This is a genomic window from Cellulomonas endophytica (assembly GCF_004123805.1).
Taxonomy (GTDB): domain Bacteria; phylum Actinomycetota; class Actinomycetes; order Actinomycetales; family Cellulomonadaceae; genus Cellulomonas; species Cellulomonas endophytica.
The window spans coordinates 20,162-41,468 of sequence record NZ_RWJX01000033.1; the positions used below are offsets into that span (position 1 = coordinate 20,162).

Annotated in this window: 20 protein-coding genes; 10 read left to right on the top strand and 10 right to left on the bottom strand. The window is 79.5% G+C overall.

The features are described from left to right. Positions 1-37: 37 nt before the first annotated feature. Positions 38-901 (bottom strand): glucose-1-phosphate thymidylyltransferase RfbA, encoded by an 864-nt coding sequence (rfbA, locus tag EJA20_RS11015; RefSeq protein ID WP_129338200.1) that lies wholly within the window; start codon positions 899-901, stop codon positions 38-40. Positions 902-953: 52 nt separating this feature from the next. Between rfbA and EJA20_RS11020 the strand changes: the two genes are divergently transcribed. Continuing rightward, positions 954-1,937, top strand: coding sequence for a GDP-mannose 4,6-dehydratase (locus tag EJA20_RS11020; RefSeq protein ID WP_129338201.1), 984 nt, complete (start codon positions 954-956; stop codon positions 1,935-1,937). Further along, positions 1,934-2,947 carry a GDP-mannose 4,6-dehydratase gene (locus EJA20_RS11025; protein ID WP_129338202.1) on the top strand — a complete coding sequence of 338 codons (1,014 nt, stop codon included), beginning with the start codon at positions 1,934-1,936 and terminating at the stop codon, positions 2,945-2,947. The genes EJA20_RS11020 and EJA20_RS11025 overlap by 4 nt, the downstream gene beginning before the upstream one ends. Here the strand turns inward: EJA20_RS11025 and EJA20_RS11030 are convergent. Beyond that, on the bottom strand, positions 2,944-3,771 hold the full coding sequence (locus EJA20_RS11030; protein WP_129338203.1) for a TIGR03089 family protein: 828 nt from the start codon (positions 3,769-3,771) through the stop codon (positions 2,944-2,946). The two genes, EJA20_RS11025 and EJA20_RS11030, sit on opposite strands and share 4 nt — an antisense overlap. Before the next feature lie 164 nt (positions 3,772-3,935). Here EJA20_RS11030 and EJA20_RS19760 point away from each other — a divergent pair, with 164 nt between their 5' ends. The 3 genes from EJA20_RS19760 (at position 3,936) to EJA20_RS11045 (ending at position 10,024) form a co-directional block, all read left to right on the top strand. Next, positions 3,936-4,280, top strand: coding sequence for a WhiB family transcriptional regulator (locus tag EJA20_RS19760; protein WP_129338204.1), 345 nt, complete (start codon positions 3,936-3,938; stop codon positions 4,278-4,280). Positions 4,281-4,370: 90 nt separating this feature from the next. After that, a complete protein-coding gene (locus tag EJA20_RS11040; RefSeq protein WP_129338205.1) occupies positions 4,371-8,054 on the top strand; it encodes a glycosyltransferase in 3,684 nt (1,227 codons plus the stop codon). A gap of 152 nt (positions 8,055-8,206) precedes the next feature. Further along, on the top strand, positions 8,207-10,024 hold the full coding sequence (locus EJA20_RS11045; RefSeq protein WP_164983944.1) for a DUF5719 family protein: 1,818 nt from the start codon (positions 8,207-8,209) through the stop codon (positions 10,022-10,024). 36 nt (positions 10,025-10,060) lie between these two features. Here EJA20_RS11045 and EJA20_RS11050 read toward each other — a convergent pair whose 3' ends face one another. Then, on the bottom strand, positions 10,061-10,672 hold the full coding sequence (locus EJA20_RS11050) for a metallopeptidase family protein (protein ID WP_240675380.1): 612 nt from the start codon (positions 10,670-10,672) through the stop codon (positions 10,061-10,063). A gap of 107 nt (positions 10,673-10,779) precedes the next feature. Here EJA20_RS11050 and EJA20_RS11055 point away from each other — a divergent pair, with 107 nt between their 5' ends. From EJA20_RS11055 to EJA20_RS11065, 3 genes are all read left to right on the top strand, one after another. Further along, positions 10,780-11,187, top strand: coding sequence for a DUF3499 domain-containing protein (locus tag EJA20_RS11055; RefSeq protein WP_129338207.1), 408 nt, complete (start codon positions 10,780-10,782; stop codon positions 11,185-11,187). Between the two features lies 1 nt (position 11,188). Further along, positions 11,189-11,452: a hypothetical protein gene (locus tag EJA20_RS11060; protein WP_129338208.1), complete on the top strand. Its 264-nt coding sequence runs from the start codon at positions 11,189-11,191 to the stop codon at positions 11,450-11,452. A gap of 75 nt (positions 11,453-11,527) precedes the next feature. After that, the gene (locus tag EJA20_RS11065; protein ID WP_129338209.1) at positions 11,528-11,755 is read left to right on the top strand and encodes a Trm112 family protein; all 228 of its coding nucleotides are present in this window, start codon (positions 11,528-11,530) and stop codon (positions 11,753-11,755) included. 16 nt (positions 11,756-11,771) lie between these two features. Here EJA20_RS11065 and EJA20_RS11070 read toward each other — a convergent pair whose 3' ends face one another. Beyond that, positions 11,772-12,593: an RDD family protein gene (locus EJA20_RS11070; RefSeq protein ID WP_129338210.1), complete on the bottom strand. Its 822-nt coding sequence runs from the start codon at positions 12,591-12,593 to the stop codon at positions 11,772-11,774. Positions 12,594-12,713: 120 nt separating this feature from the next. Between EJA20_RS11070 and EJA20_RS11075 the strand changes: the two genes are divergently transcribed. Continuing rightward, on the top strand, positions 12,714-13,703 hold the full coding sequence (locus EJA20_RS11075) for a stage II sporulation protein M (protein WP_129338211.1): 990 nt from the start codon (positions 12,714-12,716) through the stop codon (positions 13,701-13,703). A gap of 113 nt (positions 13,704-13,816) precedes the next feature. Here the strand turns inward: EJA20_RS11075 and EJA20_RS11080 are convergent, their stop codons facing one another. Beyond that, positions 13,817-15,025, bottom strand: coding sequence for a winged helix DNA-binding domain-containing protein (locus tag EJA20_RS11080; protein ID WP_240675381.1), 1,209 nt, complete (start codon positions 15,023-15,025; stop codon positions 13,817-13,819). Between the two features lie 181 nt (positions 15,026-15,206). Between EJA20_RS11080 and EJA20_RS11085 the strand changes: the two genes are divergently transcribed. Next, positions 15,207-15,605, top strand: coding sequence for a GNAT family N-acetyltransferase (locus EJA20_RS11085; protein WP_129338213.1), 399 nt, complete (start codon positions 15,207-15,209; stop codon positions 15,603-15,605). Between the two features lie 118 nt (positions 15,606-15,723). On the opposite strand, the gene EJA20_RS11090 is transcribed toward EJA20_RS11085, so the two are convergent. The 5 genes from EJA20_RS11090 to EJA20_RS11110 all read right to left on the bottom strand — a co-directional run. Further along, on the bottom strand, positions 15,724-17,016 hold the full coding sequence (locus EJA20_RS11090) for a DUF58 domain-containing protein (RefSeq protein ID WP_129338214.1): 1,293 nt from the start codon (positions 17,014-17,016) through the stop codon (positions 15,724-15,726). A 7-nt stretch (positions 17,017-17,023) separates the two neighbouring features. Next, entirely contained in the window at positions 17,024-18,103 is a 1,080-nt protein-coding gene (locus EJA20_RS11095) for an AAA family ATPase (protein WP_129338215.1), read from the bottom strand. Further along, positions 18,100-19,314 (bottom strand): DUF4350 domain-containing protein, encoded by a 1,215-nt coding sequence (locus EJA20_RS11100; protein WP_240675383.1) that lies wholly within the window; start codon positions 19,312-19,314, stop codon positions 18,100-18,102. Before EJA20_RS11100 ends, EJA20_RS11095 begins: the two co-directional genes overlap by 4 nt. Before the next feature lie 101 nt (positions 19,315-19,415). Continuing rightward, positions 19,416-20,234 (bottom strand): DUF4129 domain-containing protein, encoded by an 819-nt coding sequence (locus tag EJA20_RS11105; RefSeq protein WP_205687461.1) that lies wholly within the window; start codon positions 20,232-20,234, stop codon positions 19,416-19,418. Continuing rightward, positions 20,231-21,307: glycerophosphoryl diester phosphodiesterase membrane domain-containing protein (locus EJA20_RS11110; RefSeq protein ID WP_205687462.1), on the bottom strand; the 1,077-nt coding region annotated here is incomplete at its 5' end. The genes EJA20_RS11105 and EJA20_RS11110, both read right to left, overlap by 4 nt.

A 21,307-nucleotide genomic window follows, 5' to 3' on the forward strand; every position in this document is an offset into this window, starting at 1 on the left:
ACGCCCGGCACGGGCCGGGGGTCGAGGACGCACGGGCTCACTCCTCGAGCAGGCCCAGCAGGTAGGCGCCGTAGCCGGACTTGCGCAGGGCCTCGCCGCGGGCGCGCAGCCCCTCGTCGGACAGGAAGCCCCGCCGCCAGGCGACCTCCTCGGGGCAGCCGACCTTGAGGCCCTGGCGGTGCTCGATGGTGCGGACGTAGTCGCTCGCGTCCAGCAGGGAGTCGAAGGTGCCCGTGTCGAGCCAGGCGGTGCCGCGGGGCAGCACCTCCACCTGGAGGCGGCCCTGCTCGAGGTACGTGCGGTTCACGTCGGTGATCTCGTACTCGCCGCGCGCCGACGGCTGCAGGTCCCGGGCGATCGCCACGACGTCGTTGTCGTAGAAGTACAGGCCGGGCACCGCGTACCGGCTCTTGGGCTTGGCGGGCTTCTCCTCCAGGGACAGCGCGCGCCCGCCCTCGTCGAACTCGACGACGCCGTACGCGGTGGGGTCGGCGACCCGGTAGGCGAAGACCGCGCCGCCGTCGATGCCCTCGAAGCGCTGCAGCCGCGTGCCCAGGCCGGGCCCGTAGAAGATGTTGTCGCCCAGGACGAGCGCCACGGACTCCTGCCCGACGAAGGAGGCGCCGAGGACGAAGGCCTGCGCGAGGCCGTTGGGCTCCGCCTGGACCGTGTACGACAGGGAGATGCCGAACTGCGAGCCGTCGCCGAGGAGGCGGTGGAACTGCTCCGCGTCGTGCGGCGTGGTGATGACGAGGACCTCGTCGATGCCGGCCGCGATGAGCGTCGACAGCGGGTAGTAGACCATCGGCTTGTCGTAGACGGGCACGAGCTGCTTGCTGACGCCCATCGTGATGGGGTGCAGCCGGGTGCCGGACCCACCGGCCAGGATGATTCCGCGCATGGTGCGCCAGTCTGCCGCATCGTGCCGCGGGGCGAGGCTAGGGTCCGCCGGTATGCCCCGCGCACTCATCACCGGGATCACCGGCCAGGACGGCCTCTACCTCGCCGAGCTCCTCCTCGGAGAGGGCTACGAGGTGTTCGGGCTGCTCCGCGGCCAGAACAACCCGAAACGGCCGCTCGTCGAGACGACCGTCCCCGGGGTCCGCCTGCTCACCGGCGACCTCGCCGACCTGTCCTCCCTGCTGCGGGCCCTGCAGGAGGCGCAGCCCGACGAGGTCTACAACCTCGGGGCGATCTCCTTCGTCGCCTACTCCTGGGAGAACGCGCGCGTGACGTCGGAGATCACCGGGCTGGGCGTGCTCAACATGCTCGAGGCGGTCCGCCTGCACGGCGGGCGCGAGCGCGGCGTGCGCTTCTACCAGGCGTCCTCCTCGGAGATGTTCGGCAAGGTGCAGGAGGTGCCGCAGCGCGAGTCCACGCTGCTGTGGCCGCGCTCGCCCTACGGCGTCGCCAAGGTCTACGGCCACCACATGACGATCAACTACCGCGAGTCCTACGGGATGCACGCCTCGTCGGGGATCCTCTTCAACCACGAGAGCCCGCGGCGCGGCCCGGAGTTCGTCACGCGCAAGGTCTCGACCGCCGTGGCACGCGTCGCGCTCGGCCTGCAGGACCGGCTCGTGCTGGGCAACCTCGACGCGCAGCGCGACTGGGGCTTCGCGGGCGACTACGTCGACGCGATGTGGCGGATGCTGCAGCAGGACGTGGCGGACGACTACGTGGTCGCCACCGGCCGCACCCACTCCATCCGCGACCTGCTCGACGCCGCCTTCGCGCACGTGGGCATCGACGACTGGTCGGGCCTGGTCCACCAGGACCCCGCCTTCATGCGGCCGGCGGAGGTGGACCTGCTCGTCGGGGACGCGACGAAGGCCCGGACCGTGCTCGGCTGGGAGCCGCGGGTGGGCTTCGACGAGCTCGTCGCCATGATGGTCGAGCACGACCTGGCCGAGCAGCGCGCGCTCGCGGGGCGGTGAGCCGCGTGGTCCCCGCGGCGGCCGCGCCCCGGCGCGCGCTCGTCACCGGGCTCGCCGGGCAGGACGGCACCCTGCTGGCGCTGCGGCTGCTGGCCGAGGGGCTCGAGGTGCACGGCACGGTCCGCTCGCCGGAGGAGGCCGCCGGCCTGGGCGACCGGCCCGGGCTGCACGTCCACGTCGTCGACGTCACCGACCACGCCGCGGTGGCGGACGTGGTGGCGGCGGCCGACCCCGACGAGCTCTACCACCTCGCCGGCGTGAGCTCCGTCGCGCTGTCCTGGGAGCGGCCCGTGCTCACGGGCGCCGTGACGGGTCTCGGCGCGGTCGCCGTGCTCGAGGCGGCGCGGCGGCACCAGGACGCCACGGGCCGGGCGGTCCACGTGGTGCAGGCCTCGTCGGCGGAGATCTTCGGCGTGCCCGACCGCGCGCCCCAGGACGAGTCGACGCCGGTCCGTCCCGCCTCCCCGTACGGCGCCGCGAAGGCCTACGCGCACCACATGGCCGGCGTGCTGCGGGCCCGCGGGCTGTTCGCCGCCACCGTCGTCCTCTACAACCACGAGTCGCCGCTGCGGCCGCCGGGCTTCGTCACGCGCAAGATCACGGCGGGCGCGGCGCGGATCGCGACGGAGGGCGGCGGCGAGCTCGTCCTGGGGGACCTGTCCGTGCGCCGCGACTGGGGCTGGGCCGAGGACCACGTCGACGCGATGGTGCGCGCGGCGCGGCACGACCGGCCGGACGACTTCGTCGTCGCCACGGGCACCACGCACAGCGTCGAGGACCTCGTGCGCCTGGCGTTCGCCCGGGCCGGCGTCGCGGACTGGCGCGCCCACGTGCGCACGGACCCGGCCTTCGTCCGTCCGGCCGAGGCGGCGGAGCTCGTCGGGGACGCCTCGAAGGCCGCGCGCGTGCTCGGGTGGCGGCCCACCGTGCCCTTCGAGGAGGTCGTGGCCCGGATGGTCGACCACGACCTCGCCCTGCTGCGCGGGGGCGGCCCGGGCCCGCAGGCCTAGACGGCCGGGGCCCCCGGGACCGCGGCGGTCCGGTCGACGCGCTCCGTCGCGACGAGGCGGTCGCGCTCCGGGCCCGGCGCCGCGGCCGCACCGGCGGCCGGGTCGACGAGCACCACGGAGCCGTCGCGGGCGAGCACCGCCAGCACCGCGAGCAGCAGCGCCGCCCGGTCGGCCCCGCCCGTCGGCAGCAGGACGCGCTCGCGGGCCGTGCCGGGCAGGGCGGCGTCGGCGGCGGCGAGCAGGTCGGCGTGCGCGACCTGCGGCCCCGCCGGCACGACGAGGGCGGCGCTCGAGGGCTCCGCGGGCGCCACCCACCCCAGGGCGTCGGGGGAGCCCATGACCTCGGCGGCGCCGTCGATCCCGCCGGCGGGCAGCGGGCCGGCGACGCGGCGGGCGAGGGCGGGCAGGGGCACGACGACGAGCGGCGCGCCGACCGCCAGGGGCAGCCCGGCGGCGTCGTCGCGCCCGGCGGCGGGTCCGGCGTCGGGTCCGGCGGCGGGTCCGGCGGCGGGCTCGGCGGCGGGCTCGGCGACGACGAGGACGTCGGCGGGGGCGTCGGCCAGCACGAGGGCGGCGCCGGCGCGCCACGTCCCCAGCGCCCAGAGCACGGCGCGCCAGTGCGCCGGCAGGTCGACGCGGACGCGGGTCCCGGGGACGGCGTCGAGCTCGTCGACGAGGAGGTTCGTCGTCTTGTGCACCCAGTTGACCAGGACGGCGCCCGACAGCTCCACGCGCTCGCCGGCGGGGCCGTACCACGTCAGCCGGGGGCGCCCCGGCTCGCGGACGAGGAGGTCGAGGAGGGCGGGGACCGCGGCGTCGGGCACCGTCCGAGGATAGGGGCCGGGGCGGGAGGGCGGCGGGACCCTCGTCGGTTACCACGGGTCCGCTTGACGCGGAGGAACGACACGCGTGTAATTCTCGGCAACACCCGGTCGGGACACCCGCCCCGCCGGCCGAGCCGAGAACAGGCACCCGCCCGGAGGACGCCATGTGGAACCTGCTCGACGACCACGACGACGAGGCGTTCTCCTCCGACGCCCGCACCGCGCCGCCGGTGCCCGCGCCGTCCAACGTGCTCGCCCTCTTCCCGACCGCCACGGGTGAGGACGAGGGGCCGATGGGGTGGCAGGAGCGCGCGCTGTGCGCCCAGACCGACCCCGAGGCCTTCTTCCCGGAGAAGGGCGGCTCGACCCGCGAGGCCAAGAAGGTGTGCGTCTCCTGCGAGGTGCGCTCCGAGTGCCTCGACTACGCGCTGGCCAACGACGAGCGGTTCGGCATCTGGGGCGGTCTGTCCGAGCGCGAGCGGCGCAAGCTCAAGCGGCGTGTCGTCTGACGCCCGACGGGGCGCCCCCGCGCAGCGACGCGCGGCCCGGGCGCCCGGCCCGCCGGTGCGGAGGTACCGCGCGCGGGCGGGTCGACAGGGATGACTGAGACCCTGGTGCCCGTGGAGCCCACGTCGACGACCACCGCGTCGCTCCCGGTGCTGACGCCGGTGACGGCGGTGCTCGTCACGCGCGGGGTCACGCACTACCTCCCCCGGACCCTCGGGGCCCTCGCCGACGGCGTGCGTCGGCCGGCCCGGGTCCTCGTCGTCGACGTCGGTCCCGTGCCCGCGCCCGGCCTGGCCGAGGCCGCCGCCCGCACCCTCGCCGAGGGCGCCGCCCGTGCGGCCGCCCGGGGGACCGCGCCCGGCACCCCGCCCGGGGTGCGCGTGATCCCCGTGCCCGGTGCCGCGACGTTCGGCGCCGCCGTGCGGGCGGCCCTCGCGGCCGACCCCGGTGCGCCGACGGAGTGGCTGTGGCTGCTGCACGACGACAGCGCGCCCGCGCCCCCGGCGCTCGCCGAGCTCGTCCGCGCCGTCGCGGGCGCGCCCTCCGTGGGGGTCGCCGGCGCGAAGCAGCGGACGTGGACGGACCCGGAGCGGCTCCTCGAGGTCGGCGTGCGCCTCTCGCGCTCGGGGCGCCGCGTCACGGGCGTCGAGGTCGGGGAGCTCGACCAGGGGCAGCACGACGGGGCCGACGACGTCCTCGCCGTGGGCCTGGCCGGTGCGCTCGTGCGGCGGCGCGTGTGGGACGAGCTCGAGGGGCCAGACCCCGCGCTCGGCCCGTTCGGCGACGGGGTGGACCTGTGCCGGCGCGCGCGCCTGGCCGGGCACCGCGTCGTCGTCGTCCCCTCCGCCGTCGTCCGGCACGCCCAGGCCTCCTACCTGGGGCTGCGGGGTGCGGACCGGCCCGGCGACCCCCGGGAGCGGACCCTCGAGACGGACCTCGACGGCGACGGCGAGCCCGACGTCGGCGACCCCCGGCGCTCGTACCGCGCCCGCCGCCGGGCCCAGCTGCACCTGCGCGCCACGGGCACGGCGGCCCCGCTGGTCCCGTTCGTGCTCCTTGCCGCCCTCGCCTCGGCCCTCGTGCGTCTCGTCGTCCGGACCGCGACGAAGGAGCCCGGTCTCGCCCGCGACGAGGTGGCCGCCGTGCTGGGCGTCCTGGTCCGGCCCGGCGCCCTAATGCGGGGCCGCGCGCGGGCCCGGACCGCCCGGCGCCTCCCGCGCCGGACGCTGCGCCCGCTGCAGGCGCCCCGCCGCGAGGTGCTGCGCCAGTGGCGGGACCTGCGCCTGGCGCGGCGCGAGGAGCGCCGGGTCGTCGTGGCGCCGAGCGAGATCGAGCTCGCCGAGCTCGCGGCGCTGACCACGCGGCGGCGTTTCGGCCTCGCCCTCCTCCTGGTCGTGGCCCTCGGCACCGCCGCCGCGGCGGCCGGCCCGCTGCTCGGCGCCGTGGCCGCGGGCGGGCGGCTCGTCGGGCGGGCCCTGCCCCCGGTCACCGGCGGGCTCGGCGACCTGTGGGCCGCCGCCACCTCGGGCTGGACGACCGCGGGCCTGGGCTCGGAGGCGCCGGCCGACGCGCTGCTCGCCGCCCTGCTCCCCGGCACGGTGCTCACGGGCGGGTCCCCGGGCCTCGCCGTCGCCGGGCTCGTCCTCGGGGGCACGGTGCTCGCGGCGTGGGGGGCGTGGGCCGCGGCGGGGGCGGCGACGCGCTCCGTCGGGCTCCGGCTGTGGGCGGGCCTCGTGTGGGCCGTCGCGCCCGCCCTGCTGCTGCCGCTCGGCGACGGGCGCGTCGGGGCGGTGCTGGCGCACGTCGCCCTCCCGTGGGCGGCCCTCGGCCTGGCGCGCACCGTCGGGGTCGCGCGGGGCGACCGCGTGCGGCCGGCCGTGACGGAGCCCCTGCACCTCGAGGGGACGGTCACGCCCGTGGGCGGCGTGCCCGTGCTGGGCGGGGCCGGGCCGGACGGCGTGCCCGGGGCGACCTCGTCGGGCGGGGCCGGCGCCGACGGGACCCCGCCGCGGTTCGGCAGCGCGGAGGCGGCGGCGGGGACCGCCCTGGCGCTCGTGCTCGTCCTGGCCGGCGCGCCCGTGCTGCTGGCACCCGTCCTCGTGCTCCTCGTCGTCGTCGCGCTCGCCGCCCCGCGGGGCCGCGGTCGGGTCCTCCTCACCGCCGTGCCCGCGCTCGTCGTGCTCGCGCCCGTGCTCGCGGCGGCCGCCGCGGCCGACGGCGCCGCGGCGCTGCGCCTGCTGCTCGCCGCACCGGGGACGGCGGTGCCGACCGCGCCGGCCGCCGGGGCCGGGGCGCCGTCCGAGGGCGGCGTGGCCCTGCCCGACGCCGTGCTGCGCCTGCTCGGCGTCCCGGCGGAGGCGACCGCCCTGCTCCCCGGCCCCCTCCCGGACGCGGTGCGCGCGTGGGCGCCGGCCGCGACGGGGCTCGTCGTGCTGGTCCTCGCGCTGGTGGCCCTCCTGCGCGGCCGGGAGGTGGCGCGCGGGGTGCGCCTCGGCTGGCTGGCGGCGGCGCTCGGGCTGGCGGTCGCGACGCTCGCCGCGGCGCTGCCCGTCGCGGCCGTCGACGGCGCGTGGGTCCGCGGCGACGTGGCCCCCGCCGTGGGCCTGGCGGCGGGCGGGCTGCTCGCCGCCGCCGTGCTCGGTGCGGACGGCACGCGGGAGCGGCTGCGGCGGGCGGTCTTCGGCTGGCGTCAGCCGGTCGCCGTCGGCGCCGTCGTGGTGGCGGTGCTCGTGCCCGCCGCGCAGCTGACGGGCTGGGTCTGGGCCGCCCGGACGGGGGCCGGGCCGGCCCTCGCCGTGACGGACCGGGCCGTCGTCCCCGCCGTCGGGCAGGGTGAGCAGACGGGTGCGGGCGCCGCGCGCGTGCTCGCCCTGCTGCCCGGCTCCGCCGTGTCGGACCCCGCCGTGGTCGGGCCGGGGGCCCTGCCGTCCGGGGCGGCCGGCGGGACCGGCACGGACCCGGCGCCGGACGTCGTGTGGCAGCTCCTGCGCGGCGACGGGCCGGGCCTCGGCGACGCCTCCGCCGCGGCGGCCACGGGTGCCCTCGTCGGCGGCCTGACGGACCCCGCGGTGCGCGCGGTGGGCGCCGGCACGGCCGAGGTCGACGCGGCGGCGGCCGCCCTGGCCGCCGGGTCCGGCGGCGACGTCGCCGGCGCCCTCGGCGCGCTGGCCGTGGCCGACGTCCTCGTGCCGCCGGTGCCCGCCGCCGCCCTCGCCGCGGCCGACGCCGGCGACGCGGCGGGCCTGGCCGCGGTGGCCGACCGCGTGGCGCTCGTCGGGCGCCTGGACGCGACCGCCGGGCTCGAGCGGGTGACCGACGGCGAGGCCGGCACGCTGTGGCGCGTGCGGCCCGCCGGTGCCGCCGGGTCGACGGGCGCCGCGGAGGTCGTGACGGCCTGGGCACGCCTCGTCCCCGCCGGGACGGCGACGCCCGCCCTGGCGGACCCGGCCACCCCGGCGACGGCGGTGCCCGCCGTGGCGGGAGGGGCGGCCCCGACGCGCGTCGCGACGACGGTCGCGCCCGGGGACGGGGACCGCCTGCTCGTGCTCGCGGAGACCGCGTCGCCCGGGTGGCGGGCCTGGCTCGACGGCCGCGAGCTCGCGGCCGCGGACGCCGGCTGGCGGCAGGCCTTCGCCGTGCCCGCCGAGGGCGGGCGGCTCGTCGTCGCGTGGGCGCCGGCCGGGCGCGGCCCGCTCGTCGTGGCGGCCTCCGTGCTCCTCGTCCTGGCCGCGGTCCTCGCGCTCCCGCTGCGCCGGCGTCGGGCGGGACGGCGGTGAGCGCGCGGGACGGCGACGCCCCCGAGGGCCTTCCGGGGGACGACGCGGTGCGGGACGACCCGGTGCAGGACGCGGTGCAGGACGCGGTGCGGGACGCCGCGACGCCGGGGGACCGGGCGCCGGACGGTGCGAGGAGGAGCGAGGGGTCGGGCATGGCGGAGGGGACCTGGACGGCGGGGGAGGCACCGGCACCCGGGCCCGCGGGCCCGGCGCGGTCCGGCGGCGGTGCGACCGCGGCGCCGTCCTCGGAGCCCACGGCCGCCCGGGCCGGCGTCCGACGCGGCCGGGCCGCCCGGGTCCTGGGCGGGCTCGTCGTGGTGGGTGCGGTGTCGGGGGTCGTCGCGCTCGGCGTGGTCGGGCCGTCGGGGGCCGCGGGCGCACCCGGCCGCTCGCTGCGGGCGGAGCCGGCGGGGACGCCGCCGTCGACGGCTCGCGCGGTGGCCGTGGAGGCCGCGGACCGTGCCCTCGTCTGCCCCGGGCCGCTCACGCTGCCGGACGCCACGGGCCGGGGCGACGCCGCCTTCGACCCCACGCCCGTCGACCCCGTCACCACGGTGACCGTGGCGGCGGCGGCGGAGGGCGCGCCCGGCGCGGGCACGCTCGCGACGGTCGACGGGGCCACGTCGCTGGCGGAGCTGCCCGCCGGCGGCGGCACCGCCGAGGCCGCGGACCCGGGTGCGGGCTCCGTCCTGCGCGTCGGCCCGGGGGACGGCTCGGCGGTCGCCGCCGGCGCCGGCGTCACGCTCGTCACCGCGGGCGACCTGCGGGGGCTGTCGGGCGCCTCCTGCGCGGCGCCGTCGGCCGAGGTGTGGCTCGTCGGCGGTGCCACGGACCTCGAGAGCACCGCGACCCTCGTCGTGCAGAACCCCGGGAGCACGCCCGTCACCGTCGCCGTCGAGGTCTGGGGACCGTCGGGCGTGGTGGAGCTCGGCTCGAGCGGGCTCGTGCTCCCGCCGCGGAGCGAGCGCGCCGTGCCGCTCGGCGGGCTCGGCGAGCCCCAGCGCGCGCAGGTGGTCCACCTCACCGCGGAGGGCGGGCAGGTGACCGCCCTCCTCCAGGACTCCCGCCTGCGGGGATTCGTGGCGGGCGGGACGGACCTCGTCGCCCCGGGCGCCGCGCCGGCCCTGCGGCAGGTGCTGCCGGGCCTGGAGGTGACGGCCTCCGTCGTCGGCGACCCCGACGGGCCGGTGCTGCGCCTCCTGGCCCCGGCCGCCGCCGGGACGGCGACGGTCTCCTTCCTGGGCCCGACCGGAGCCGCGACGCTGCCCGGCGTGGCGGAGGTGCCGCTCGCCGCGGGCGAGGTGACGGAGGTGCCGCTGGCCGGCCTGCCCGCGGGCGCGTGGACGGTCGTCGTCGACGCCGACGTGCCCGTCGTCGCGGGCGCCCTCCTCACGCGGCCCGGGGGGGCGGACGAGCTCGACCCCGGCGTCACCCGCCTGGAGCGGGCGTGGGCGGCCGCGACGGGCGCGACGCCGGCCGGCGCCGTCGTGCTGCCCGCGGGGCTCGACGCCCGGCTCGTCCTCGGCGCCGTCCCGCAGGACCCGGGGGCGGTGCCCCTCGACCTGCTGCCCGCGCAGGCTCCCGACACCTCGGCCGACGGGACGCGGACCGCCCGCCTCCGCACCCTGGGAGCCGACGGCGCCGTGCTCGGGACCCTGGACGTGGCCGTGCCCGGCGGCACGACGGTCTCCGTGGCGCGGGGCGACCTGCCCCGCGGGGCGGACGCCGTCGCGGTCGAGGTCGTCGACCCGTCCGCGGTCGTCGACACCCCGGGCGCGGGCGGCGCGGCGCCCGACGACGGCACCGCCGGCACCGCCGACCCCGCGGCCGGGCTGGCCTGGGCGCTGGTCCTCACGCTGGAGCAGGCCGACGGCACGCTCGTCACGGTGCTGGACCCCGTGCCCGCCGCCGCCGCCGTGCCCGCCGTGCGGGTCGCGGACGCGGGCCGTCTCGGGGTCGACCTGCCCTGAGCCGTGGCGCCGTCCGGCGCGAGGGGCGCGGCCGGGTCAGCGCTCCGGGTCGTACTCCGGGTCGATGTCCTCCGGCGGCCGGTCGAGCAGGTGGGCCACCTGCTCGACGACGACGTCGTGCACGAGGTCCGCGAGGTCCGCCGGGTCCTCGGCGCGCACCTCGACGGGGCGCCGGTAGACGACGACCCGCGCCGGCAGCCCCGCGTCCGCCGGGAAGCAGCGGCCGAGCGGCACGCCGCCGACCTCCCAGGGCGCCGGGTCGGAGGGCGGCACGTCCTCCACGGCGAACTCGGCACCGTCGAGCTGCTCCGACCACCGCTCCTCCAGGCGCTCGACCGCGTCGAGCACGAGGTCGTCGAAGCGCTCGGCGCGGGTCCGGTAGGCCGGCAGGGTCGGGGGGAGCAGGGGACCGCGCAGGCCGCGCCCCCGGCGGTCGCGGCGCCGGACGGGCCCGAGGTCGACCCCGCGCAGAGGGAGGCCGCGGTCGTCGGCGCCGACGTCGGTGCGCCCGCCCCGCCGGTCGCCCGCGCGGTCCCCGCCCCGGTCGCCGGACCGGTCGACGGACCGGTCGCCGCGTGCCTCGTCGCGCCCCGGGCGGCGGCCCGGCCCGCGGCCGCCCCCGGACGAGGTGTGCCCCGTGCTGCTCACCGGGCGACCCTACCCAAGGGCGCCGGCACCGGGCGCACCGGCCGCCGCCGGCACCCGCCCGGCGCGGAGGGCGGGACGCCGGCCCGTCGTCGTTGTACCGTCGGCGCGTGAGATCCGTCCGGACGTGCACCCGCACGGCGTGCGGCCGTCCCGCGGCTGCCACGCTGACGTACGTGTACGCCGACTCGACGGCGGTCCTCGGCCCGCTGGCCGGGCTCGCCGAGCCGCACTCGTACGACCTGTGCCCCGCCCACGCCGAGCGCCTCACGGCGCCGCGCGGGTGGGAGGTCGTGCGTCTCAGCCCGCGCTTCGCCCCGCTCGCCCCGACGCCCGACGACCTCGTCGCGCTCGCGGAGGCCGTGCGCGAGGCCGGCCGCCGGTCCGACGCGCCGGAGGACCTCGCCGACGCCGTGGGCGCGGCCTCCTCGCGGGGCGCCGAGTCCGCGCCGCTCCGTCCGGGGACTCCCGACGTACGTCGCGGCCACCTCCGCGTCGTCCGGCCGGACGAGGTCTGACGTGCCGCGGCGGCGCGGGCGGGCCGAGGAGCCCCCGGAGCCCCTGGGCACCGTCATGCAGCCCGCGGCGGCGCTCGCCCCGGGCACGGAGGCGTGCCGCACCTGCGGCAACGAGCGCCTCACCCGTATCCGCATGGCCCTGCCCTCGGGCCTGCCGGCCGTGTACGTCACGTGCCCGCGGTGCGAGACGAGCGGCTGGTTCGCCGTCGACGGCGACGGCACGCCCCTCGACCCGGGCACCGCGCTCGGCCGCGACGAGACCTGAGGGCACCGCCGGCACCCGCGGTCGGAGCGTCGCGCGGCGGCGGGGCGGGGTCGGTCGCGCTCCTAGGATGCCCGCATGAGCCACGAGCCCGAGGCGTCCGCGCCGCGTCCGTCCACCGGCCTGGAGCCGTGGGTCCGCGACCTGCTGCGCTGCCCCGTCACGCACGCGCCCCTCGTCGACGGCGTGGGGCCCGACGGGGAGCCGGAGCTGCACTCGACGGACCCCGACCGGCCCCTGGCGTACCCCGTCCGCGAGGGCGTGCCGGTCCTGCTCGCCGACGAGGCCCGAGCCCTGCGCGTGTGACGTCCCCGCCGTCGGGTCACTCGACGGGGTCGGGGACCCCGTGCGGGAGGCGGTGCAGCAGCGTGGCCTCGGCGGCATCGAGGCGGGCGGCCCGCTCCCGGGCGGCGCGCTCGCGCTCACGGCGCTCCGCCACCACCGCTGCGAGGAAGTCCTCCGGGTGCGTCCCGGGCGGCGGCAGGGGCCGCACGTAGCGCTGCACCTGCGCGGTGAGCTCCGTGCCGAGCGCCACCCGGGACGCGGGGTGCAGGGTGCGCGCCCGCGCGAGGAACTGCCGCACGGCCAGCGCGAGGCCGTCGGGCAGGCGGGCGACGTCGGCCCGGCCGGCCCACCACTGCAGGTGCGGCGGCATGGCCACGGGCTGCGGCCGGCGCGTCCGCCCGCGCACCCGCACGCCGTACGTGCCCGCCAGCAGGTCCCCGAGGCGCTTGCCCTGCGGGTGGACCATCGAGGTGAGGAGCCCGACCACCCCACCGGTGGCCCACAGCTCCACGAGCCCGACGAGCGCGCGCACGAGGGCCTGCCGGAACGTGATCGGCCCGCCGTCGTCGCGCACGATGCGGATGCCCACGGCGAGCTTGCCGAGGGACCGCCCCCGGCTGAGGGTGTCGACCGCCGTGGGCAGCACGACGGTCACCCCCGCGATCAGCACCACGGACAGGATCCGGGCGGTCGCCTCGTCCCGGACCTCGAACCCCGTGCTGGCGAGGACGACGCCGACCCCGATACCGAGTGCGAGCAGCGCGAGCAGGTCGAGCACCGCCGCGAGCAGGCGCGAGGCGAAGGACGCCGGACGCGCGTCGAGGAGCACGCCCTCTCCGGTGAGGATCCCGTCGTCCATGCGCCCCCCGTCGTCGCCGCGGCCGGGCCGCCCCGGTCCCGCCCCGGCAGTCTAGGGAGCACCGCCACGGGTCGAGGGGTGCGGTCCCCGGCCGGGCCGCCGATGGGGCAGTCTGTCCCGGTGGACCTCGACGCCCTGGTGGCCGCCCGCGACCCGCAGTGGCGCCGGCTCGACCGGCTCGCCGGCCGCCGCCGCCTGACGGGGGAGGAGGCCGACGAGCTCGTCCGCCTCTACCAGGCCACCGCCACCGACCTGTCGGCCGTGCGCTCCGGCGCGCCGGACCCCGAGACCGTCAGCCGGCTCTCGCAGGTCCTGGCGCGGGCGCGTTCCCGCATCGCCGGGGCGCAGGAGCCGTCGTGGCGGCACGTCGCGCGGTTCCTCGTGCTGCACCTGCCCGCCGCCCTGCACCGGCTGCGGTGGTGGACCGTCGGCGTCATGGTCGCGTTCCTGGGCCTCGCGGCGGCCGCGGGGTGGTGGGTCGCGACGCAGCCCGCCGCGCTCGCCGCCATGGGGCCGGAGCAGGCGCGCCAGGAGTACGTCGACACCGCCTTCGCCGAGTACTACGACCCCGGTGCGGGCTTCGCCGCGATGGTGTGGACGAACAACGCCTGGATCGCCGCCGTGACGATCGGCACCGGCATCACGCTCGTGGTGCCCCTGTGGGTGCTCGTGCAGAACGCCGTCTCCTTCGGGTCCATCGGCGGGATGATGACCGCCCACGGCAGCCTCGACGTGTTCCTGCAGCTCATCGCCCCGCACGGGCTCATGGAGCTCACGGCGGTCTTCGTCGCGGGTGCGGCCGGGCTGCGGCTCTTCTGGACCTGGGTCGACCCCGGGCCCCGGCCGCGCTCGCGGGCGCTGGCGGAGGAGGGCCGCGCGCTCATCACGGTCGCCGTGGGGCTCGTCGGCGTGCTGCTCGTCTCCGGGCTCGTGGAGGGCTTCGTCACCGGGTCCGGCCTGCCGTGGTGGCTGAAGATCCTCATCGGCGCACTCGTCCTCGCGGCCTTCTGGGCCTACACGCTCGTCGTCGGGGGGCGTGCCGTGCGCGAGGGGCACACGGGTGACCTCGAGGACGACGCCGCCGGCTACCGCGCCGCCGTCCGCGGCTGACGCCCGGGCCACCCGCCCGGGCGGACGACGGCCCGCCCCCGCCCGCCCCCGCCCACCCCCGCCCGTACCCGCCCGCCCCGGTCGGGCCGCACCTCAACCGACGTCCGGCTGCCTCAGCCTGCGGCCGCCGGCGGGTCCACGTCGACGCGGTGCCCGTCGGCGTCGTCCGCCCAGAACCGCACCACGGCCTCCGCCTCGGCCACCACCTCGTCCCGCTGGGCCGGCGTCCAGGCCGTCCACGGCGTGACGCGCAGGACCGCGGTCTCGCGCCGCGCGGACCCGCGACCCCCCGACCGCTCGCGCTCGACGCGCCACCCGCCCGCGACCCGGCCGTCGACGAGCACCGTGGGCGGCGGCATCCCGTTCTTGCTGGCCAGGTGCGGCTTCACCGCCGCCGGCACGATCCGGGTGCGGTCGGCGTGGGCCAGCAGCACGTCGTCGAAGTCGGGCAGGAGGCGCACCGGCGCGGGGACGTCCGCGTCGGGCAGGGGGGCGCCGGGCACGTCGAGCAGCTCGCGCGGCCGCGTCCCGGCGCCGTCGAGGTCGTCCGCCCGCTCGTGGCGGACGCGGCGCAGCCGGTCGCCGAGCGCGTCGACGACGGGCTGCAGCCCGGTGAGGCCCGACCAGGACTGCGCGTCGGCGACCGTGGCCGGGCCGTAGGCGGCGAGGTAGCGCTCGACGAGCACGCCCAGGGCGGAGTCCCGCACGGCGGGGTCGGCGAGGTCGAGGTCCGGCCCCGGACCGAGGGCGGCCTCGACCGTGGTCCAGGTGGTCCTGCCCGAGCGGCGCCACTCCCCGCGCGGCGGCAGCTGGACCAGGGGCAGCAGGCAGCGCGCGACCATGGCCAGGGTGTCCGGGCGCCCGGGGTGGCCGCGCGCGGCGAGCGCGGCGCCGAGCTCGGGCGCGGTGCGGGGTGCGTCCTCGAGCAGGCCGCGCGCGTCGGCCGCGACCGCGTCGACGTCCGTGCCCTCCAGGTCCGCACGCCGGTCGGCGTTCCCCCGCAGGTCCCGGCGCAGCCGCGGCGCGCTGAGCGCGGCGAGGACGTGCGCGTCCTCCGCGGCGACGAGGTGCACCGTGCTCCGCATGACCGCCAGCCGCACCACCCGGCGGGAAGCCACGAGGGCCGACAGGTCGGCGTGCGCGAAGCCGGTCAGGCGGTCCCGCAGCGCCAGGTACGGCGACGGCGGGTTCTGCGACTGCAGACCCACGAGGTGCCGGACGAGCGGCACCGGCTCACCCGACGCCCGCTCGAGGAGGTGCTGGCGCCCGAGCAGGGCCCGGCCGAGGCCGGCCGTCGTCACCGTGGTGCGGCTCGTCGTCACCGCCGGCCCTCCGTCCGTCGTCGTCCCGGTCCTGCCGGCCGGTGCCGGCCGGCGCCGGGCGGTGCCGGTTGGCGCGGTGCCGCGCGCCCTGCCGCGACCGTAGCGGGGGCACGCCACGTCGGGTGCCCACCGGGGGCGCCGCCCGGGCCGGGCGGCGTACCGTCGGCCGCGGAGGTGGCGCATGGCCCAGGACGGCACGCAGGACGGCACGCAGGACGGCGGGCACGACGGCACGCACGACGGTGACCGGCAGGGGGGCGCGGCGGGCGGCCCGGCCGCGGACGGAGCGGGGAGCGGTGGGGCGGGGGAGCCGTCGGTCCGCTTCGACGAGGGGAGCAGCGCCTACGTGCTCGAGGTGGACGGGTCCCCGGTCGGCCGCGCCGACGTGCGCCTCGGGGACGGGGTCGCCGTCTTCACGCACACGGAGGTGGACCCGGACCGCGGCGGGCAGGGCCTGGGCACCGTGCTCGTGCGCGAGGCGCTCGCGGACGCGGCGCGGCGCGGCCTCGCCGTCGAGCCGGCCTGCGCCTTCGTCGCCGCGTACCTCCGGCGGCATCCCGACGCGGCGCGCCGCCCCTGACCTCCCCGGACGGCACACGCGCCCGACGCGGACGCGCGCGGCCCGCTCCGACCGGTCCGGGGCCCACGACGTGGGCGCGCGTGGTGCGGTCCGCGGGTCGGCGCCGGGCGGGCCCCGGTCAGAGCCGTCCGGCGGCCTTGAGCGCGAGGTAGCGGTCGGCCAGGGCGGGCGCGAGGTCGTCGGGCAGGGCGTCGACGACCTCGACGCCCCGCTGCCGGAGCCGGAGCGCCACGGCGGCGCGCTCGAGACCCGCGCGCTCGGCGGCGGCCGCGTCGAACACCGCCGCCGCGTCCCCGCGTCCCCGGCGCAGGTCCTCGGCCTCGGGGTCGGCGACGGAGGCGAGCACCACCTGGTGTCGCTGGGCGAGGGGGCCGACGACCGCCAGGAGCCCCGCCTCGACGGCGGCCGGCTCGAGCGCGGTCAGCAGCACGACGAGGGCGCGGCGGCTCAGGCGCTCGCGCACCTGCGCGGCGGCGCCCGGCCAGTCGGCCTCGACGAGCGTCGGCTCCACGCCGGCCAGGGCGTCCGCGAGGGCGGGCATGAGCCGGGGCCCGCTCGCCCCGACGACGCGGGCGCGCACCCGCCGGTCGTAGGCGAGGAGCTCGACGCGGTCGCCCGCCCGGGAGGCGAGCGCCGCGAGCAGCAGCGCGGCCTCGAGGGCGGCGTCGAGCCGGGGCGCGTCGCCGACGCGTGCGGCGGACGTGCGGGAGGTGTCGAGGACGAGGAGGACGCGCCGGTCGCGCTCGGGCCGCCAGGTCCGCACCACCACGTCGTTGCGCCGGGCGGTCGCCCGCCAGTCGATGGAGCGCACGTCGTCGCCGACGACGTACTCGCGCAGGGAGTCGAACTCCGTGCCCGCGCCGCGGACCTGCACGGCGGAGCGGCCGTCGAGCTCGCGCAGCCGCGCCAGGCGGCTGGGGAGGTGGCGGCGGGAGGCGAACTCGGGCAAGACCCGCAGCCGGGCCGGCACGGGCACCGACGCCTGGCGGCCGGCCACGCCGAGCGGCCCCACGGTGCGCACGGTCACGAGGTCCGCCCGGCGGTCCCCGCGCCGGGTCGGCACGAGGACGGTGCGCAGCCGGCGCCCCTCGCCCGGCGGCAGGTCGACGCGGTGCCGGTCGACGACGGCCCCCGCCGAGGGCTGCCACGCGTCGCGCACGAGCCCGCGCAGCCGCCGGGGCCCGACGTTCGTGACCGTGAGCGTGCACGTGGCGCTCTGGCTGAGGCGGACGGACGCCGGCACCTCCCGGTGCACCGCGACCCGCCGCGGCGAGGCCGCGAGGAGCGCGTCGACGACGCAGACGAGCGCGACGAGCACGGCCCACACCAGCACCGTGCCGGCCGACGGGACGAGCGCCAGCGCCACGACGCCCGCCGCCGCGAGCAGCACGGCGCGGCCGGTGAGGACCACGCCGGCCCTACCGGGGCACCGGGACGGCGGCCAGCACGGTGTCGAGCACGCTCTCGGCGCCGACGCCCTCGAGCTCGGCCTCCGCGCGCAGCTGCACGCGGTGCCGCAGGGTGGGGTGCACCAGGGCCTGCACGTCGTCGGGGGTGACGAACGCGCGGCCGCTCAGCCACGCCCACGCGCGGGAGGTGGCCAGGAGCGCGGTGGCGCCGCGGGGCGAGACGCCCAGGGACAGGGAGGGCGACTCGCGCGTCGCGCGGCACAGGTCGACGACGTAGCCGAGCACCTCGCGGGCGATCTCGACGCGCGCCACCTCCGCGCGGGCACGGGCGAGCGCGTCCGGGCCGGCCACCGGCCGCAGCCCCGCGGCGTGCAGGTCGCGCGGGTCGAAGCCGCGGGCGTGCCGTGCCAGCACCTCGACCTCGTCGGCGCGCTCGGGCAGGGGCAGGACGAGCTTGAGGAGGAAGCGGTCGAGCTGCGCCTCCGGCAGCGGGTACGTCCCCTCGTACTCCACGGGGTTCTGCGTGGCGACGACGACGAACGGGTCCGGCAGCGGCCGCGGCACCCCGTCGACGGAGACCTGCCGCTCCTCCATCGCCTCGAGGAGGGAGGCCTGCGTCTTCGGCGGGGTGCGGTTGATCTCGTCGGCGAGCAGCAGGTTCGTGAAGACGGGGCCCTCTCGGAAGGAGAACTCGGCCGTGCGGGCGTCGTAGACGAGGGAACCGGTGACGTCGCCCGGCATGAGGTCGGGCGTGAACTGCACGCGCTTCGTGCCGAGGTCCAGGGCGGCGGACAGGGAGCGCACGAGCAGGGTCTTCGCGACCCCGGGGACGCCCTCGAGCAGCACGTGCCCGCGGCACAGCAGCGCGATGACGAGCCCGGTGACCGCGGCGTCCTGCCCGACGACGGCCTTGCCGACCTCGGCACGGACCCCCGCGAGCGTCGCGCGCAGCGCCGCGTCGGCGCCCGGCGCCTCGGGGCCGACGGGCGCGGCCGGCCCGGCCGGGGCCTCCGGCGCGGGCGGGTGCGTCGTCCCGCCCTCCGGTGCCGTCGACGGCTCGGGCGGCGGCGGGTAGGGGGTGTGCGTCACGGTCGGTGAACCTCGCTCTCCAGGTCGTCCAGGTCGGTGGCCAGTCGGGTCAGGGTCGCGTCGTCGCGCGGCGGGGGGCCGTACAGCAGGGCCTCCACGGCGCGCGCCTCGCGGCCGGTCGCCCGCGCCACGGCGTCGATGACGACCGGCGCGGCAGCCGTGCGGGGGAGCCCGAGCCGGGTCGCGCACCGCGAGGCGGACCCGGCGCGCAGGGCGGCGCCCGCGCGGCCGTGGGCACGCCCGCGGCGGTAGAGGCGCCCGCGGCCGCGCACGGTCTCGCCCGCGCGCACGACGACGGGCAGGGGCTCGGTGACGAGCCGCCCGGTGCGGCGCACCCGCCAGAGCGCGGCGACCGCCACCACGAGCACGGACAGCGGCACGAGCAGCCGGACGAAGGGCGGCAGCAGCGCGTCCGTCGAGCCCCCGACCCCGCCCTCGTCCGCCGGGTCCACGCCCGTGTCGTCGAAGGACGGCACGTACCAGACGAGGGTGTCGTGGCGGCCGAGCGTGCGCAGGGCGAGGGCGGCGTGGCCGGCCTCGTCGACCCGGGCGTTCGACAGCAGGCCGGCGTCGCCGACGACCGTCACCCGGTGCCCGTCCTCGTGGGCCACGGCCCACGTGCCGCCGTCGTCGCCGCCGTCGGTGAAGCAGACGGTGGCATCGCCCGTCCCCGTGGCCCTCACCCCGCCCGCCGCGTCGACGGTGCCGGCGGCGAGCGCGTCCGGGTCGTCGCACCCCGCCGCGCGCTCCGCGGGTGCGGCGGAGCCGCTGAAGGCCGGCGCCAGCGCGTCGGTCACCAGCGGCAGGCTGAAGCCGGGCGCGAGCAGGACGAGGTCGGCGCCCGAGCCCGCGACCGCACGGACCTGGTCCTCCGCGAGGAGGAAGTCGTTCGTGACCAGCAGCGTCGTGCCCGGCGCGGCGACCGCCAGGGCGTCGGCCGTGGTGCGGACGTAGCGGACGTCCACCCCCCGGTCGCCCAGCACCTGCGCGACGGCGCGGCCGCCGCCGTCCTCCACGTTGTCCGGGGCGAGCGGGACGGTCGACGTCCGCGGCTGCGGCAGGGCGAGCACGACGCCGGTCACGACGAGCGCGCCCACGACCGCCAGGGGGGCGCGCAGGCGGCGCCAGCGGCGGACCGACCGGGCGCGCAGGTCGGTGCCGTCCCCGACGACGCCGAGCACCCCGGCGGGCGCCGCCGCGGGCGAGGGCACCGGGGAGGACGTGGGGGACGACCCGGGTGAGGGCGGGAGGGAGGACCCGGAACCCGGTCCCGGCCCCGGCGTCCCGCCCGACGGGACCTCGGTCGTGGCGCTCACCGCGGGGCCTCCACGCGGCCCGGTGCGGCGCCGGCGCGGCCTGCCGCCGGGACGTGCCCGCCGCCGACGCCCGCAGGCACGGCGGCGCCGGCGTCGTCCGGGCCCGCGGCCCCGTCCCCGCCGGGGGGTGCGCCGGGGGCGGTCGGACGTGCGCGCGCGACGGCCTCGTCCAGGGCGCGGACGGCCTCGGCCTCGCCGCGGGTCGCTGAACGGTGCCCGTACACCACCGCGTCGAACCGGTCGGCCGCGGCCCGCAGGTCCGCGGCGTGGGCGGGCAGGCGCACGCCCGCGGTCGCGGCCGCCTCCCGGGCGGTGCGGCCGGGCCGCTCGTCGAGCACCGTCCGCTCCTCCAGCGCGCGCACGAGCGCGCGGAAGCGCTCGGCCAGGGCGAGCGCGGGGTCGCCGGCGGCGAGCGCGGCGTCGGCCGCAGCGCGCAGGGCGGCCGCGTCGCGGTCGTCCTCCGCCGCGAGGACCCCGCGCGCGGACGCGGTCCGGCGGGAGCGCCGCACGGGCCCGCCGACCCACAGCGAGACCGCCACCACGGCGAGCACCGCCAGCGCCACGAGCCCGGTCGCGAGCGGGGACGGCAGGGAGCCGAGGCGCACGTCGGCGAACAGGCCGTCCAGCCAGGCCAGCAGCGACTCGAGCAGGGTGCCCCGGCGGTGGTACTCCGGCCGCGCGAGCTCCTCCACGAGCCAGCGGCGCGCGGTGGGCGCGTCGGGGTCGACCGGCACGGACCCGGGGAGGGCGGCCAGCACGTCGAGCACCCCCGCGCCGGGGGACGCCGCCGTCAGGCCGGGCAGGGACGGGATCACGCGGTCGCGGAGGCCGCGCGTGCCAGCTCGATGTCGAGACCCTCGCGGCGCATGCGCACGTCGATGTAGAGCAGGGCCACGACGGAGGCGAGGTAGGTCGTCGCCAGGGTGGTCGCCAGGACCGTCGCGACGCTGAGGACGAGGAGGTACGGCCCCGTCCCGACGGACGCGCCGAGCACGCCGGCCAGGACCCCCGCGGGGGTGAGGACGACCTGCTGGACGATGCTCAGCAGGACGTTCACCAGCAGGTACGTCCCCAGCAGCCGCCAGAAGCTGCCGCGCGACAGCCGCCACGCCCGCTGGACGCTGGGCCAGAACCGGCCGCCCTCGAGCATGATCGCCGGCGGCACGAGGAGCGTCCGGACGGACACCCACACGGTCACGACGAGGAGCGCGAGCGCGGCGACGAGCCCGACGACCGCGGCCAGACCCTCGCTCTGCTGCGCGACGGCGACGACGAGCAGGACGACGAGGACGACCGCCACCGTGGCGGCCAGCCCGAGGAGCACGGTGAACAGGAGCACGAGCCAGGCGCGCGGCTGGCGCAGCGCCTCGCCGAAGGAGATCTTGCGGCCGAGCACGGACCGGGAGACGGACACGATGACGAGCCCGGTCAGCACGGGTGTGGCGACGAGGAGCACGACCGACACGAAGGCCAGGCCGAGCCCCGCGCCGAGCTGCTCGGCCAGGAGCCCCGAGGGGTCCGCGCTGCCGAAGGCGTCGTCGACGCCGCCGACGAGGTAGCCGCTGAGGTACCACTGCAGCACGGCGCCGATGGCCACGGCCACGGTGACGACGAGCGCCGACAGCCCGAACATCACGGCCGGGTTGGCGCGGACGGCGCGGAACGCGCCGTCGAGCACCTCGCCCAGGCTCAGGGGCCGCAGCGGCACGATGCCCGGCTGCAGGGGTGCGGGGGCCCACGCCGGCGAGCCGTAGCCGGCCCACCCGCCCGGGGCGCCGCCGGGCGCCGGCGGGACGGGCGCCGGGCCGCCGGAGGGGGAGGTCGTCACGGGGGAGCCCCAGCCGGGGGGCGCGCCCCAGCCCGCCGCCGGGGCCCAGCCGCCGGGGTC